Genomic DNA, 14,475 nt, shown 5'->3' on the forward strand with positions numbered 1-14,475 from the left:
TAGTACCTTTCCGACCTATCAGAATATACCAGTTTACAGATAATGAATAGTCCGGCTGAAATACCATACAAAAGTTTTATAGAAATCGAACGCAATTCGGATACACCGATTTATCTTCAATTAGCTAATCAGCTGGCTAAAGCAATACAATTAGGTTATATTCCAAGTGGAACAAAATTACTTGGAACGAGGCAATTAAGTGAGATTTTAACGCTTCATCGCAATACAATTGTCAATAGTTTTCAGGAACTTGAAGCTCAAGGTTGGATAGAAATCGTTCCAAATAAAGGAAGTTATGTGTTAAGTCAAACTTCTCAAAAGTTTCAGAAAACCATTGTTCCAAAACAATTTTCAATCAATTTGTATCCTGATAAAACAGGTTTTCAATTTGAACAATCGATACTTTTGGATAATCCTTACGAAAGTTTTAATCAACGTTTGTATTTAACGGATGGAACAATTGATCATCGGTTAGCAGAGTTAAAACTTCCTGCTAAATTATATTCAGCTATTTTAAAACGAAAAACGTCAATTTCGAAGGTAAATCAGTCCAAAAATGAGTACTTTTTAAAGAATTTAGCAAATTATCTCAATTTGACACGAGGTTTACATATTTCGAAAGAGAATATTTTGGTAACGAGAAGTTCAGAAATTTCACTTTTTCTGATTGCTGAAATTCTACTCAAACAAAATGATGTTGTTGCTGTCGCAAATTTAAGTTATTATAAAAGTAACATGATTTTTCAGACACAGTTTGCTAAAATCAAACAAATAAAAACGGATGAATTTGGAATTGATACCGAAGATTTAAGAAGATTGTGCGAGCAATTCCTGATACGAATTGTGTACGTTACGCCACATCATCATTATCCGACAACGGTTACGCTAAGTTCGCAAAGAAGAGTTGAATTACTGCAACTTTCGCAGGAATTTGGGTTTGCAATTGTAGAAGATGATTACGATTTTGATTTCCATTACAGCAATCATCCTATTTTACCTTTGGCAAGTTCGGATCAAAATGGAATGGTTGTTTACACGGGAAAATTTGGTCACTATCTTGCACCAGGTTACCGAATTGGATTTATTGTAGCGCCAAAAAATCTAATTCTTGAAGCGAAGAAACATTTGTCCATTCTTGATCAACAAGTTGATCCATTTATCGAGCAAGTTTTAGGTGAAATGATTAGCGAAGGTGAAATTAATCGAATTCTAAAAAAACATCGTAAAACTTATCGAGAACGCCGCGATTATTTTTGTCAGAAATTGAAAACGGAATTAAACGATCTAATCAGTTTTACGAGTCCAAATGGAGGTTTAGCGGTTTGGATTAATTTTAATCAACCTATAAATTTAATGGAATTAAAACGAAATTGTGCAAAAAATGAATTGTTTATTCCGCAAACAATTTTATATCAAACCCAACATCAAACTGGAATTCGTCTTGGATTTGCACATCTAAATTTTGAAGAAATAGATGAAGTAATTTCAATTTTGAAACAAGAAATCATAAAAAAAGCTGAATAAACTTCAGCTTTTATATTTTATTTTTTATCTCTCAACTTGAATGTCCACGTAAATTGAAATTCTGAAACAACATCTCCTTCTTCATCTACGCCTCTACTTGTCACATTTAGTGATACACCTTTCTTGGTTTCAATCGCTTCTTTTATAGCCGCATCTATTTTTTCTCCATCTTCGCAAGTAAACACAATTTTACCAATAGCTTTTTTCAAATACTTCGATTGCATTCCCAAAACCAACATCGAAATATCTTCTCCTGATTTCGAAATCTTAGCATTTGCCATCAAACCAGAAGAAAATTCTGCTGCCATTCCTTGCACTGCCCAAAACATACTTTTGAATGGATTTTGATTAAGGAATCCATATTTTACTCGTGTCGAAACTTTATTTTCTTCCCACGATTCCAAACGAACACCCGCAATCCATGCAATCGGAATTTGAGTTGTCAATATATTTTTAAAAAGTTCTTTGTTCATATTTATAGATACTTGTGATTTTATTGAAAATCCAATATAAAAATAAATCTTGAAATAGAGAACTATAATTAAAACAGATTTTAAGTATTCCTATAAATTCAACATCTTTTTCCATTTACTAATTGAATTTCTACTTACTTTAAAATGTTTGGCAACAGTTGAATTGGATAACTTATGCTCTTTTTGATAATTCAACATATATATAATATCTGATTTTTCATAGGCTCTATGTTTTTGATTTTCATGATCAATATTGTACGAAGTATCAAAAATAATCTTGTTTACACGTATAATATCTAGTGATGAAAAACTTTCTTTTTCTAAAAATTTTTTCACAAATTTTAATTTAGTTGGAAACTTCTCCACCACTAGATCAAAGTATATTTGTTTGTAGTTAGGTGTTATTTTTGGTATTTGTTGATCCATTTGTATAAGGTAGTTTTGGGTATTTTGTATTCTTCGATAACTTGAGTTTTTGTCATTTTACCTTTTTCTATTCGTTCTAAAATAAAATCTATGATCTCTTTTGTATAAATATTTTTTCGGAATTGAGGTACTGTTGATAATTCATCAGATTTCGTTGAATCATAATTTTTTGGAGAAAATAAAATAAGATGTTGAGTATAAAGCCTAAAGAAATCATATTGTAAGAGTTTACTCCATCTTAATAAATTATCTGTGTTGATACTTTTTGATTGATACATTTCCAAAACTTCAGTTTCTTTACATTTTAGAAAGTTACAGATACGAGGTAAGTCAATACCTCGCTCTGCAACCAAAAGTTCAATTAGATTTCCTATATGAAAGTCTTTGTAGTTCATTTTTATTATTGTCCTGTAATTTGTTCTATACGAATAAAAACTTTTTGTTTTGTTACATCAGTAATGTTAGCTGTAGGATCCATACCCGCCATAACAGTTACAATGTATGCAACCTTTGTTGTAGAAGATGTGTCTATCCACGAATAATATCTATATTCTGGACCTCCACTATTAGCATTGTAGATTCCTTGGTCTCCCCATGCTCCTGTAGAACCTGTAGGTGTCAAGGTTCTCCATGTATTTCCTGTCCCTCCTCCTGGAGTTTTAGACGGAACTTTTAAATTACCTCCTGCATCAGTTATTTGCCCTCCATAAAAAGTTGAATAATTCCACATAAGTACTTTACCTTCATTACTGTTGTTTCTTAATAAGACATTATTCTCAACACCACTAGCAGTAGAAGTTGTATTATTAGTGGATGTTGCAGCTGCAGTCTGAAGTGAGTGTCTCATAAAGACTTTTATTGTATAAAGTCCATCTGGAGTAGTCGCATCCACAGTAAATCCTTTAGTGCCAGTATCTGGATCTGTTACAAACTTCATATAATCCATCACAGCTACAATTTTGTAATCTGCATTTACTTGTGTACCAACAGTTACATCTTTACAACCTTTTATATCTGTATTAGCTGCAAAAAACGGAGTTAAATCAAATGAAATTCCAATTGGTGAAGATTGTGATGCATTGGGCATCCCTTGAATGGCAAAAACAAGATACCCAGAACCATGTTCCAATTTACTATCAGCTATAGTTGCAGTAATGCTTGGATTACCAACCGAAGTAAATGAAGCCCCTACAAACTTACCTCCAGAACCTCCAGAATAAGGCACTTTAATTATACTTCCTGAAATAATGGGCTTTGGAGTATTTCCATCAATAGATTGAGAAGGATCAATTGTAGAAGCAACACAATTTACTGTTGCAGATCCTTTTACAGAAGTATTATCTTCAATGCTTCTCCATTCATTCCCATTCCAAAAGTAATAACCTTTCGGAATAGTCGTTCCTGTATTATAAATAAATAATCCTTGAGGTTGATTAGAAATATCATTATCTCCATCCGAATTAAGATCCATTGTATTTGAAGTTAAATCAACTCTTGGAACCAGCATTCCTTTATCTTTAGATGAAATATCAAGCATCGCATATGGATTAGGTGTAGTTCCTATGCCTGTTGCGCCTGATTGTGTCACAACAAAATCATCTTCCATTTGTTTAGGAGTCGGAGTTCCTGTCAAAGGATTTGTAGTTGCGGCTGATGATTTACCATCAACATTCAATAATCCTTGAGGATTTGATGTATTAATTCCTACTTGTGAATAAGACGAAATAAAAATAAGTACTAATGAAATTGTAAATAATTTTTTAATCATAGGTTTTAATTTTGATTGTTTTTGAAATTTCTAAAGGAGTAGAATAGATTGATTTTTGGTTGATCATTTTCTTTTGACAAAATTCAAGTTTCAAAAAATTTCGCACTGCATTTTTACAACTATAAAACCTATACAATGCAAAAAACCACCTATAAATTATCTATACAAATAATTGTATTTAATTATATACCAATTATTTGTATAATATTTTTAAAAAGAAATAAAATGAATGAAGTTTTTACTTATTACTATATTTGTAATACTCTAGTACTAATACCTACCTGTTAAAACCAATCAACATGCATAAATACCTATTATCTATTTTTGTTTTAATACAATCAATATTCTTATTTGGTCAGAGTGATCGAGACAAACAACTACATGAAGTATGTACTCTTTTTTATGGAAATCAATTAAAAGAAGCGAAGAATTATATTGAAAATAATTTTTTAAAATCTAATGACAAGTCCAGACAAGTTATAGGTTATATTTACTTAGCTCAATACTATGAATATACAGAAACGAATAGCAACAAAAAGCATTTAGAAACATTAGAAAAAGCAAAAAAAATTGCTGAACAAACAAACAATGAATTAGACAAAGCTTATGTTGATTTTGGATACACGATGTATTACAAATCGATGAACAGATGGAATTATTATGTAAAATATTTATGGAAGAGTATTAATTCTTTTAAAAAATATCCTGATGAGAATTTTATACTTAGCAAACTATATGTTTCAAAATATAAATCTTTAGAACAAAACCCTTTAGAAAAAGCAAAAATTGATGATTATACAATTGCACTTAATTATGCAAAAAAATCAAAAGATATAATATCTATTAGTTCTATTTACAATGATATAGGAAATTTTTATAACATTAAGAAAAACAGTATCAAGACTGCTGAACAATATTATAATAAAAGTTTTCAACTTTCTAAACAAGTAAAAGATAAAGTTGCTAAAAGAACTTTAGAATTTTACTTCTATTCAAATTCTGGTAATATATATTTAGACCAAAATAAATTCGATAAAGCTTTAGACTTTTATAATAAAGGGTTAGAAATAACAACACCTAAAGATTCATTAGTTCTATGTGCTCTAAATAATAGTATTGGTTACACTTACGCTTTAATTGGTAAAAACAAAGAAGCTATAGATTATTACAATATTTCTGAAAAATATAGTAAAAACAATGATATTTCTGAGTATCAAAGAATTACAATTTATACAAATATTTATGAAGCTTACGAAAAGTTAAAACAATACGAAAATACAATTCAATACCTAAAGAAAACAAAAAATGCCATAGTTGCAGAAGATCAAAGAAGATATGATTATAATGTGCAATCGCTTGAATCCTTCTATAATACAGAAGAAAAAAATCATTCATTAGAAGAGAAAAATTTAGCTTTTGAAAAACAAAGAAAATATCTTATTGGAATAATTGCCTTATCTATATCAAGCATTATAGCACTTGGTTTTATGTTTTATTACAAACGTAAAATGTTAAACCAACGAGCTACTTTACTCGAATCAGAGAAAGAAAAACTAAAAATGGAGAAAGAGATTTCTGATTTAAAACAAGAACATTATCAGAAACAAGTTTTGGCAACAACGATTCAATTAGAACAAAAGAATAAATTTTTAGAAGAATTAAAAGAAAATTTCAAAAAAAATAAAGAATTTAATTTGAACAATTACTTAAAAAACGAACAAATTATTGATAAAGATTTAACCAATATTCATGATATTGTAAAAGAAGTGCATCCTAATTTTTTCAAGAAATTAAATGAGATGACGACAACTAAATTAACCAATCTCGATATCAAATACGCAGCATATATCTACATGAATATGGATAATTCTCAGATTGCATCTATTCTCAGTGTAGATCCTAAAACAGTGAGTGTAACTAAATACCGCTTAAAACAAAAACTCAATTTATCAAAAGAGGTTGATTTAGATACGTTTATCCGAAACTTGAGCTAATTAATCTTATCAGCAAAACAAGTGTACACTTGTTCAATCAAGGTAAAAAAATAGTCATACGTATTTCAATTCTTGTCAATATTCATAATTGAATCTTTTTTAGAAATATTTCAAAACATAAATTATTAATAACTTAAAAACCTCCAAATTTGAAGGTTTTGTTTTTTTTAATATTTATAAAATCCCCATCAATTCTACTTCGAAAATCATAGTAGAATAAGGTCCTAATTCTTTAGAAATTTCACGATCTTTGTAACCTATTTCTGGTTTTACAACGAATCTAAATTTGCTTCCGACAGGCATTAATTGCACTCCTTCTGCCCAACCTTTTATTACATTTTCCAAAGGAAAAGCAGCAGGTTTCTTGCGTAGAACCGAACTATCAAAAACTTCTCCATTGATATTTGTTCCATGATAATGACACAAAACGGTATCTGACAAAGTTGGCTTCACTCCTTCTCCCAATGTAATTACTTCATACAATAATCCACTTTCGGTCTCAGTTACACCTTCTTTCAATTTATACTCTTCTCGAAAAGCTAAACCTTCAGTTTTGTTCTTTTCAATCAATTCTTGTTTACGTTTTAATAATAATTCAGCTACTCCCATAGCGCAAATTTAAAAGGAAAATTTTTAATTATAGTATATTAATCGTTACTACAAATTAGTTTACTTTTAATGAAACAATACAACTAAATGAAAAAGACAATTTTCACTTTACTTTTTACTATTATTTCAATTGTAATTTTCGGGCAGAATATGGTAAAAGAGATTCCATTTCGATTAACAAAATACAATAATATTTTAGTGCCAGTTATCATCAATCAAAAAGATACGGTGCAACTGATGTTACATACAGGCTCTGATTATATTTCGATTATCGATGATTCTTACAAAAAAATGAAATCTATTTCGATTTCTGATACCTTAAACAATGTGACATCTTGGGCGGGATATTCGGATATGAAAATGAGTCAAAACAATGTAATTAAATTTGGTAATGAAGAGTTTAGCAAAATTCCGATTTTTATCGACAAACAATCTGGACATGAAAGTGATGGAAAAATAGGTTTGAAGTTTTTCGAAGGAAAATATTTAGAAATCAATTTTGATGAAAACAAGTTATATGTCTATGATATAGCTCCTACCAAACTAAAAAAGTATACAAAACTAAATTCGAGATATTCTCAAGAAACGCTGTATATAAAAGCTTTTCCATTCATTGACAAAAAACCGATTGAAACAGAATTTATGATACACACAGGTTTTTCTAGTGCTTTGATGATTTCGGATGATTTTGCGAAAGAATATAAATTATTAGAAAAATTTGAAATTATTGGAGAATCTAAACTGAGTGATGCTGCTGGAAATGTAAGACTTTCCAAAAAATCAATTTTACCTGATTTTGAATTAGCAAATCAAACATTCAAAAATGTACCAATGTCATTTTTTGATAGTACAATAAAAATTCAACACAAAAATATTATGGGAGGAGATTTGATCAAACGTTTCAATCTAATTCTCAATCCAGAAAAAGATATTTTATATGTAAAGAAAAGTAAATATTATAAAGATGAGTATTTTAAATTGTAAAAAAATCCACTTCAAAATGAAGTGGATTTCTTATATAAACTATAGTTGTCTTTTATTTTGCTTTGAATTTGTTAATTGCGTTAATCGTAAATTCTGATAAAACTAATTCACCCGAAATTTTTGCACGCTCAATTAATAACTCATCCCAATTTTCTGTTCCTTCCCAAGAAACACGTTTTAAATGTTTCATTGCTTCTGGATTAGAATTAGCTAATTTTTTAGCTAAAATATCAATTCCTTCATCCATTTCAACTGCATTTGCATAAACTTCTGCATACAAACCTTTTTCTTTCGCCCAATCAGCCGACTGAAATTCAGTTGCATTGATTGCCATTTGTGTAAAAGCAGAATTTCCAACTTTACGTTCTACAGCAGGTCCAACTACAAATGGTCCGATACCAACTGCTAATTCTGATAACTTTACAGACGCAAATTCTGTTGCAAAAGTGTAATCTGCTGCCGAAGCAATACCAACTCCACCTCCTACTGCTTTACCTTGAATACGAGCTAAAACGAATTTTGGTGCTTTGCGAATCGCATTGATTACATGTGCAAATCCAGAGAAAAACTCTAATCCTGTTTCGCGATCTTTGATTGAAATTAATTCGTCAAAAGATGCACCAGCACAGAATGTTCTGTCTCCAGCACTTTTTAAAACGATGACTTTAACCGCATCATCGTTTCCTAATTTTTCAATTTCTGTTGCTAAGTTTCTTAATTGAGAACCTGGCATTGAATTACTTTGCGGATGAAAGAATTCAATTGTACCAATTCCGTTTTGTATATCTGATTTTACGTAAGCTTCCATAGTAATTTGAATATATGTTAATGTGATAATTTGAAAATTATTAGCTAATTAACGAATTATCACATTATCTAAATAAATTAATCTTGATTTAATTTTTTAACCATTGTTAAAATTGTTGCAATACCAACTGTTTCTCCCGTTTCGTCGTAAATATCAACCAACCAACGAACAATTCCTTTTGCCACATCGTTTTCGTCTTTTTTCTCTTGATCGATTTTTTCTTTACACGTAAAACGCACTCCGATTGTAGAACCTGGATAAACAGGCTTCACAAAACGACATTCATCTAAACCATAGTTTAATAAAACTGGTCCTTTTTTCGCTAAAACGAATAAACCTGCCGCTTTAGACAATAAATAGTATCCGTGAGCAACATTACGTTCGAAAATAGTTCCTTCCAAAGAAGTTGCATCAACGTGCGCATAGAAATTATCGCCAGATAAAGCTGCAAATGCATTAATATCTGACTGTTGAATCGTATGTTTCGCTGTGATTAATGTATCACCAACTTTTACTTCTTCGAAGTGTTTAGCAAATGGATGTTTATCTTCTTCAATATAATCTGCTCCATATTGATATTGTTGCGTAACTGCCGTCAATTTATTTGGAGAACCTTGGATTGCTGTACGTTGCATATAGTGTAATACACCACGTTTTCCTCCCATTTCTTCTCCTCCTCCTGCACGACCTGGACCTCCGTGAACTAATAATGGAAGTGGTGATCCGTGACCTGTAGATTCTTTGATACATTCAGCATCTAAAATAACAATACGCCCGTGTAAAGAACCTGCATTTAATACGAATTCAGTCGCGATATCATTATCAGCAGTAACAATAGAACAAACTAAAGATCCTTTCCCCATACGCACTAATTCAATTGCTTCGGCTGTTCCATTGTAAGGAATAATCGTAGAAACGGGTCCAAAAGCTTCGATATTGTGAACATCAGTTTTATTAAATGGATCGTTGTTTAAAAATAAAATTGGAGAAATGAAAGAACCTTTGTTTTTATCAGCACCTTTCACATCGAAGTTATCTAAATCACCAAAAATAATTTCTTGCGATTTAGCTAATTCTTCTACTTTCTCACGAACTTCTTTCACTTGCGCTGCACCTGCCAAAGCTCCCATTCGAACACCTTCCACATTTGGATCTCCAATAGTAGTCGTTGCTAAACGTTGTCCTAAAGCAATTTGCACATCTTCAACCAAATGAGCTGGAACTAACGCACGACGAACTGCAGTACATTTTTGTCCTGCTTTAGTTGTCATCTCACGAGTTACCTCTTTAATGAAAATATCAAATTCTGCTGAACCAACTTGTACATCTTCTCCTAAAACACAAGCGTTCAAAGAGTCAGCTTCTAAGTTGAAAGGAACACCTTCTGAAGTAATTCTCGGATGTGCTTTTAACATTTGTCCTGTCCAAGCTGAACCTGTAAATGTTACCACATCTTCTGACTCTACATTATCTAAGATTCCGTTTGCAGAACCTGTGATTAATTGTAAAGCTCCGTCAGGTAAAATTCCAGATTCGATGATTGCGCGAACAACAGTTTCCGTTAAGAAAGATGTAATTGTAGCAGGTTTAACGATAGCTGGAACTCCAGCCAATAAGTTAACTGCAACTTTTTCTAACATTCCCCAAACAGGAAAGTTGAATGCATTGATATGTATTGCAACACCTCGTTTTGGTGTTAAAATATGTGTACCTAAAAATGTTCCATTTTTTGATAATTTATGTGTTTCTCCTTCCACATAAAATGGTTGATCTCCGAATTGACGACGTAAAGATGCATTGGCAAATAAGTTTCCAATTCCACCCTCAATATCAACCCAAGAATCTGCACGTGTTGCTCCTGTTGCCCAAGATACTGTGTAAAATTCTTCTTTACGATCCATTAAGTATAAGGCTAATTTTTTCAACATTAAACCTCTTTCTTGGAACGTCATTTTACGTAAAACTGGTCCACCAACTGTACGTGCATAATCCATCATCGCACCAAAATCTAATCCAGCTGATGATGCAGTTCCTATTTCTTCGCCATTGATGGCGTTATATAACATTTGCCCTTCAGACGAACCTTTTGTCCATTGTCCTAAAGCATAATTTTCTAATTGTTTAGCCATTTTTATGTTGTTTGTGTATTTTTTTAAAGTTATAAGTCGTAAGTATTAAGTTATAAGTTTTTGTCATTCTGAGTTTATCGAAGAGATTTTCTGAAAAGATACTTCGACAGGCTCAGTATGACATTTTACATCATACTTTTTACATTTTACTTACTCTCATTCCAAGTTTTATAATTACTTGCCATCGACTCGTAATAATAATCCGGAACTTCGGTTAATGGTTCACAAGGTTTTAAACTTTCGTGGCAATCACTTGGTAATTGCATGTATTGTTGTGTACCTTGATCCTTCCATTCGATCATTTGATCTGAAACTTGTTTTACGATTTTGGCAGGATTTCCAACAACTACACTTCTTGTCGGAATAAGCGTATCAGCTTTTATAAATGTTAAAGCACCAACAATACATTCATCCTCTACAATAACATTATCCATTACAACGGCATTCATCCCAATCATACAATTGCGACCAATTGTTGCTCCGTGAATAATTGCTCCATGACCAATATGCGCTTTTTCTTTCAAATGAACTGTTGTTCCTGGAAACATATGAATCGTACAATTTTCTTGCACATTGCAATTATCTTCTATAATAATTTGTCCCCAATCACCACGTAACGCACAACCTGGACCAATGTAAACATCTTTTCCGATAATCACATTTCCTGTCACCACCGCCTGTGGATGAATAAATGCTGTTGGATGAACAACGGGTTTATATCCTTTGAATTCGTAAATCATAATTTATAGATTTGAGATAGTAGTATTGAGTAATGAGGTTTTATTTAATTGTCATTCTGAGTTTATCTCAGAATGACAATTAAGTTAATGTGATGTTGAAACAAGTTCAGCATGACTAAAATCTAAGATCTAACTTCTCAATACTAAAATCTATTTTTATGCTCTTTCAATAATTACCGCGTAACCTTGTCCTAAACCGATACACATTGTAACTAATGCATAACGTTTTCCTGTAGCTTGTAATTCGTAAGCCGCAGAATTTAAGATACGTGCTCCTGACATTCCAAGTGGATGTCCTAAAGCAATTGCTCCACCATTTGGATTGATACGAGAATCGTTATCTACTAAACCTAATGCACGCGTACATGCCAAAGATTGAGCTGCAAATGCTTCATTTAATTCAATTACATCAATATCATTCATTGTTAAACCAGCTTTTTCTAATGCAATTTTCGTTGCATTAACTGGACCGATTCCCATGATACGAGGCTCAACACCTGCAACACCAGAAGAAACAATACGCGCCATTGGCGTTAAACCAAAATCTTTGATTGCTTGTTCAGAAGCTAAAATATTCGCCGCTGCACCATCATTAAGACCAGAAGCATTACCAGCAGTTACTGTACCATCTGCTTTGAAAGCTGGACGTAACTTCGATAAAATCTCCATTGTTGTATTATTCTTTGGGAATTCATCTGTATCAAAAATGATTGCATCTCCTTTACGTTGTGGAATAACTACAGGAACAATCTCTTTCGCTAAACGACCATTTGTTTGTGCAACAGCCGTTTTTTGTTGCGACCAAACCGCAAATAAATCTTGATCTTCACGCGAAATATTATCACGTTCCGCTAAGTTTTCTGCTGTATTTCCCATTCCATCAACACCCCACATTTCTTTCATTTTAGGGTTGATAAAACGCCAACCAAAAGTTGAATCATAAATTTGCGCATCACCACCAAATGGAGAAGCCGATTTAGAAACCACTAAAGGTGCACGTGTCATCGATTCTGCTCCACCAGAAATCATTAATTGTGCATCACCTACTTGAATTGCTCTTGATGCCGCAATTGCTGCTGATAATCCAGACGCACATAAACGATTAACCGTTTCTCCCGGAACTGTATAAGGTAAACCAGATAATAAAGCCGACATACGAGCTATATTACGGTTATCCTCTCCTGCTTGGTTTGCATTTCCTAAAATTACATCGTAAAATGCAGCAGGATCAATTGATGGATTTCTTTTTAATAATTCGGCGATTACCATTGCGCCCATATCGTCTGGACGAACAGCAGATAATCCACCTTTTAATTTACCAATTGGAGTTCTAACTCCATCTATAATATATGTTTGGTTCATTTTTTTACGTTTTACGTTTTACGTGATACGTTCAAAAAACTTAGAACTTATAACGTAGAACTTATAACATTTTACTCTTCAATTAAAGGTTTACCTGTTCTAAAACAAGTTCCTTTAAATAAAGCAATTAACTCATTATTTTGATTTGTAACTTTGATATCATAAATACCAGTTCTTTTAGAAGAATGCACCTCTTTCGCTTCGATTGTAAATACATCTCCAACTTTCCCTGCTTTTGTAAATGAAATATGAACATCCAAAGCAACAGAAATATTATTGTATGAATTACAAGCAAATGCAAAAGCAGAATCTGCCATCGCAAACGTTACACCTCCATGTACAGAGCCAACTCCGTTCATCATTTCTGGACGAATTATAGCTTGAACTTTAGCATAACCTGCATCTAATCCTATTACTTCTAAACCTAACCATTCACTAAATTTATCGTGGTCAAGCATTGCATTTAATAACTTTTGTGGTTCCATGTTTTGATATTTTTTAGTAGAATGTTTTATTTTCTTTGACGTAATTTCTGATAATTGGACTTAAACGGTAACGATCTTCGTGATAATAATTGTACAATTCATCTAAATCGTTTTGTACATTTTCTAAACCATATTCATCCGCCCATTTCAATAATCCTTTTGGATAATTTACACCTTTTGTCATCGCTGTATCTAAATCCTCACGATTTGCAATGTTTAAAAATAAAGCATCAGCTGCTTCGTTGATTAACATCACTAAAACACGTTTGTAAATTTTTACTAATAAAGCTTGATCTTGAAATGGTGCTTTTTTCTCCACTCCTTCTGCATAATTGTAGAATCCGCGACCAGATTTACGTCCGTAATATCCTGCTTCGAATAAACGTTTTTGAGAAAAAGATGGTTTGAAACGAGGATCATAAAAGAATGATTCGAAAACAGATTCAGTTACACGATAATTCACATCATGTCCAATAAAATCCATTAATTCGAAAGGTCCCATACGGAAACCTCCAACAGAAGTCATCGCAAAATCAATAGTTTCTGCATCGGCTACACCTTCTTCTAATAAACGAATAGATTCGCTGTAGAATGGACGAGCCACACGATTTACTATAAATCCAGGAGTATCTTTTGTGATGACTGGTAATTTACCAACAGATTGAATCAATGCTTTTACTTCGTCTGCTAATCCTTCGCGTGTTTGTACGGCTGGAATAATTTCTACCAAAGCCATTAATGGAGCTGGATTGAAAAAATGAATTCCGATTACACGTTCTGGTTTTGAACACGCAGATGCGATTGATGCAATTGATAATGAAGAAGTATTTGAAGCTAAAATACATTCGTCAGAAACGATTTCTTCTACTTGTTTGAAAACTGATTTTTTAATATCTAAGTTTTCAATAATTGCTTCAATCATCAAGTCGATGGATGCAAAAGCTGATAAGCTATCTGCATATTCGATATTATTTTGAATTTCTTGTGCTTTTTCAACAGTATATTTTTCTTTCGCCACTAACTTCTCGAAAGTCTTCGCTAAGTTTTGTTTTGAACGATCTAATGCTTCTTTATTTGTGTCATATAAAACAACTGGATGACCAGATTGAGCAAAAACTTGCGCAATTCCAGAACCCATTGCTCCTCCACCAATAATTCCTATTTTTTTCATTT

General features: G+C 32.1%; 14 protein-coding genes. 3 read left to right on the top strand and 11 right to left on the bottom strand.

The genetic code is table 11. The features are described 5' to 3' along the window. Window positions 1-42: 42 nt before the first annotated feature. Window positions 43-1,524, top strand: a complete 1,482-nt coding sequence (locus B4A23_RS03840; RefSeq protein WP_291117051.1) for a PLP-dependent aminotransferase family protein — start codon at window positions 43-45, stop codon at window positions 1,522-1,524. A gap of 17 nt (window positions 1,525-1,541) precedes the next feature. Here B4A23_RS03840 and B4A23_RS03845 read toward each other — a convergent pair whose 3' ends face one another. From B4A23_RS03845 to B4A23_RS03860, 4 genes are all read right to left on the bottom strand, one after another. Continuing rightward, a complete protein-coding gene (locus tag B4A23_RS03845) occupies window positions 1,542-1,997 on the bottom strand; it encodes a DUF4442 domain-containing protein (RefSeq protein WP_280051248.1) in 456 nt (151 codons plus the stop codon). 90 nt (window positions 1,998-2,087) lie between these two features. Next, entirely contained in the window at window positions 2,088-2,423 is a 336-nt protein-coding gene (locus tag B4A23_RS03850) for a helix-turn-helix domain-containing protein (RefSeq protein WP_286512890.1), read from the bottom strand. After that, window positions 2,399-2,818 carry a helix-turn-helix domain-containing protein gene (locus B4A23_RS03855; RefSeq protein ID WP_286512891.1) on the bottom strand — a complete coding sequence of 140 codons (420 nt, stop codon included), beginning with the start codon at window positions 2,816-2,818 and terminating at the stop codon, window positions 2,399-2,401. The genes B4A23_RS03850 and B4A23_RS03855 overlap by 25 nt, the downstream gene beginning before the upstream one ends. 5 nt (window positions 2,819-2,823) lie before the next feature. Beyond that, window positions 2,824-4,191: a hypothetical protein gene (locus B4A23_RS03860; RefSeq protein ID WP_291117060.1), complete on the bottom strand. Its 1,368-nt coding sequence runs from the start codon at window positions 4,189-4,191 to the stop codon at window positions 2,824-2,826. Between the two features lie 299 nt (window positions 4,192-4,490). On the opposite strand from B4A23_RS03860, the gene B4A23_RS03865 reads away from it, so the two are divergent. Continuing rightward, a complete protein-coding gene (locus B4A23_RS03865) occupies window positions 4,491-6,185 on the top strand; it encodes a tetratricopeptide repeat protein (RefSeq protein WP_291117063.1) in 1,695 nt (564 codons plus the stop codon). Between the two features lie 174 nt (window positions 6,186-6,359). On the opposite strand, the gene B4A23_RS03870 is transcribed toward B4A23_RS03865, so the two are convergent. Beyond that, window positions 6,360-6,794 carry an FKBP-type peptidyl-prolyl cis-trans isomerase gene (locus B4A23_RS03870; protein WP_286500574.1) on the bottom strand — a complete coding sequence of 145 codons (435 nt, stop codon included), beginning with the start codon at window positions 6,792-6,794 and terminating at the stop codon, window positions 6,360-6,362. An 87-nt stretch (window positions 6,795-6,881) separates the two neighbouring features. On the opposite strand from B4A23_RS03870, the gene B4A23_RS03875 reads away from it, so the two are divergent. Beyond that, window positions 6,882-7,778: an aspartyl protease family protein gene (locus B4A23_RS03875; protein WP_291117068.1), complete on the top strand. Its 897-nt coding sequence runs from the start codon at window positions 6,882-6,884 to the stop codon at window positions 7,776-7,778. 52 nt (window positions 7,779-7,830) lie between these two features. Here the strand turns inward: B4A23_RS03875 and B4A23_RS03880 are convergent, their stop codons facing one another. The 6 genes from B4A23_RS03880 to B4A23_RS03905 all read right to left on the bottom strand — a co-directional run bounded on the left by B4A23_RS03880 (window position 7,831) and on the right by B4A23_RS03905 (window position 14,473). Further along, complete coding sequence (locus B4A23_RS03880; protein ID WP_291117071.1) at window positions 7,831-8,586, bottom strand: enoyl-CoA hydratase/isomerase family protein; 756 nt, start codon at window positions 8,584-8,586, stop codon at window positions 7,831-7,833. 77 nt (window positions 8,587-8,663) lie between these two features. Continuing rightward, the gene (paaZ, locus tag B4A23_RS03885) at window positions 8,664-10,715 is read right to left on the bottom strand and encodes a phenylacetic acid degradation bifunctional protein PaaZ (protein ID WP_291117074.1); all 2,052 of its coding nucleotides are present in this window, start codon (window positions 10,713-10,715) and stop codon (window positions 8,664-8,666) included. Window positions 10,716-10,861: 146 nt separating this feature from the next. Further along, complete coding sequence (locus tag B4A23_RS03890; RefSeq protein WP_291117077.1) at window positions 10,862-11,455, bottom strand: transferase hexapeptide repeat family protein; 594 nt, start codon at window positions 11,453-11,455, stop codon at window positions 10,862-10,864. 156 nt (window positions 11,456-11,611) lie between these two features. Then, the gene (gene pcaF / locus B4A23_RS03895; RefSeq protein ID WP_291117080.1) at window positions 11,612-12,817 is read right to left on the bottom strand and encodes a 3-oxoadipyl-CoA thiolase; all 1,206 of its coding nucleotides are present in this window, start codon (window positions 12,815-12,817) and stop codon (window positions 11,612-11,614) included. Window positions 12,818-12,888: 71 nt separating this feature from the next. Further along, window positions 12,889-13,302, bottom strand: coding sequence for a hydroxyphenylacetyl-CoA thioesterase PaaI (paaI, locus tag B4A23_RS03900; protein WP_291117083.1), 414 nt, complete (start codon window positions 13,300-13,302; stop codon window positions 12,889-12,891). 13 nt (window positions 13,303-13,315) lie between these two features. After that, on the bottom strand, window positions 13,316-14,473 hold the full coding sequence (locus tag B4A23_RS03905) for a 3-hydroxyacyl-CoA dehydrogenase NAD-binding domain-containing protein (protein ID WP_291117086.1): 1,158 nt from the start codon (window positions 14,471-14,473) through the stop codon (window positions 13,316-13,318). Window positions 14,474-14,475 lie beyond the last annotated feature (2 nt).

The sequence above is a fragment of the Empedobacter sp. UBA7248 genome (assembly GCF_002472945.1).
In the GTDB taxonomy this organism is placed as follows: Bacteria; Bacteroidota; Bacteroidia; order Flavobacteriales; family Weeksellaceae; genus Empedobacter; species Empedobacter falsenii_C.

Excerpts from the sequence above, each read along its gene's own strand:
- B4A23_RS03840 (WP_291117051.1), top strand. The coding sequence starts at position 43 with ATGAATAGTCCGGCTGAAATACCATACAAAAGTTTTATAGAAATCGAA.
- B4A23_RS03845 (WP_280051248.1), bottom strand. The coding sequence starts at position 1,997 with ATGAACAAAGAACTTTTTAAAAATATATTGACAACTCAAATTCCGATT.
- B4A23_RS03850 (WP_286512890.1), bottom strand. The coding sequence starts at position 2,423 with ATGGATCAACAAATACCAAAAATAACACCTAACTACAAACAAATATAC.
- B4A23_RS03855 (WP_286512891.1), bottom strand. The coding sequence starts at position 2,818 with ATGAACTACAAAGACTTTCATATAGGAAATCTAATTGAACTTTTGGTT.
- B4A23_RS03860 (WP_291117060.1), bottom strand. The coding sequence starts at position 4,191 with ATGATTAAAAAATTATTTACAATTTCATTAGTACTTATTTTTATTTCG.
- B4A23_RS03865 (WP_291117063.1), top strand. The coding sequence starts at position 4,491 with ATGCATAAATACCTATTATCTATTTTTGTTTTAATACAATCAATATTC.
- B4A23_RS03870 (WP_286500574.1), bottom strand. The coding sequence starts at position 6,794 with ATGGGAGTAGCTGAATTATTATTAAAACGTAAACAAGAATTGATTGAA.
- B4A23_RS03875 (WP_291117068.1), top strand. The coding sequence starts at position 6,882 with ATGAAAAAGACAATTTTCACTTTACTTTTTACTATTATTTCAATTGTA.
- B4A23_RS03880 (WP_291117071.1), bottom strand. The coding sequence starts at position 8,586 with ATGGAAGCTTACGTAAAATCAGATATACAAAACGGAATTGGTACAATT.
- paaZ (WP_291117074.1), bottom strand. The coding sequence starts at position 10,715 with ATGGCTAAACAATTAGAAAATTATGCTTTAGGACAATGGACAAAAGGT.
- B4A23_RS03890 (WP_291117077.1), bottom strand. The coding sequence starts at position 11,455 with ATGATTTACGAATTCAAAGGATATAAACCCGTTGTTCATCCAACAGCA.
- pcaF (WP_291117080.1), bottom strand. The coding sequence starts at position 12,817 with ATGAACCAAACATATATTATAGATGGAGTTAGAACTCCAATTGGTAAA.
- paaI (WP_291117083.1), bottom strand. The coding sequence starts at position 13,302 with ATGGAACCACAAAAGTTATTAAATGCAATGCTTGACCACGATAAATTT.
- B4A23_RS03905 (WP_291117086.1), bottom strand. The coding sequence starts at position 14,473 with ATGAAAAAAATAGGAATTATTGGTGGAGGAGCAATGGGTTCTGGAATT.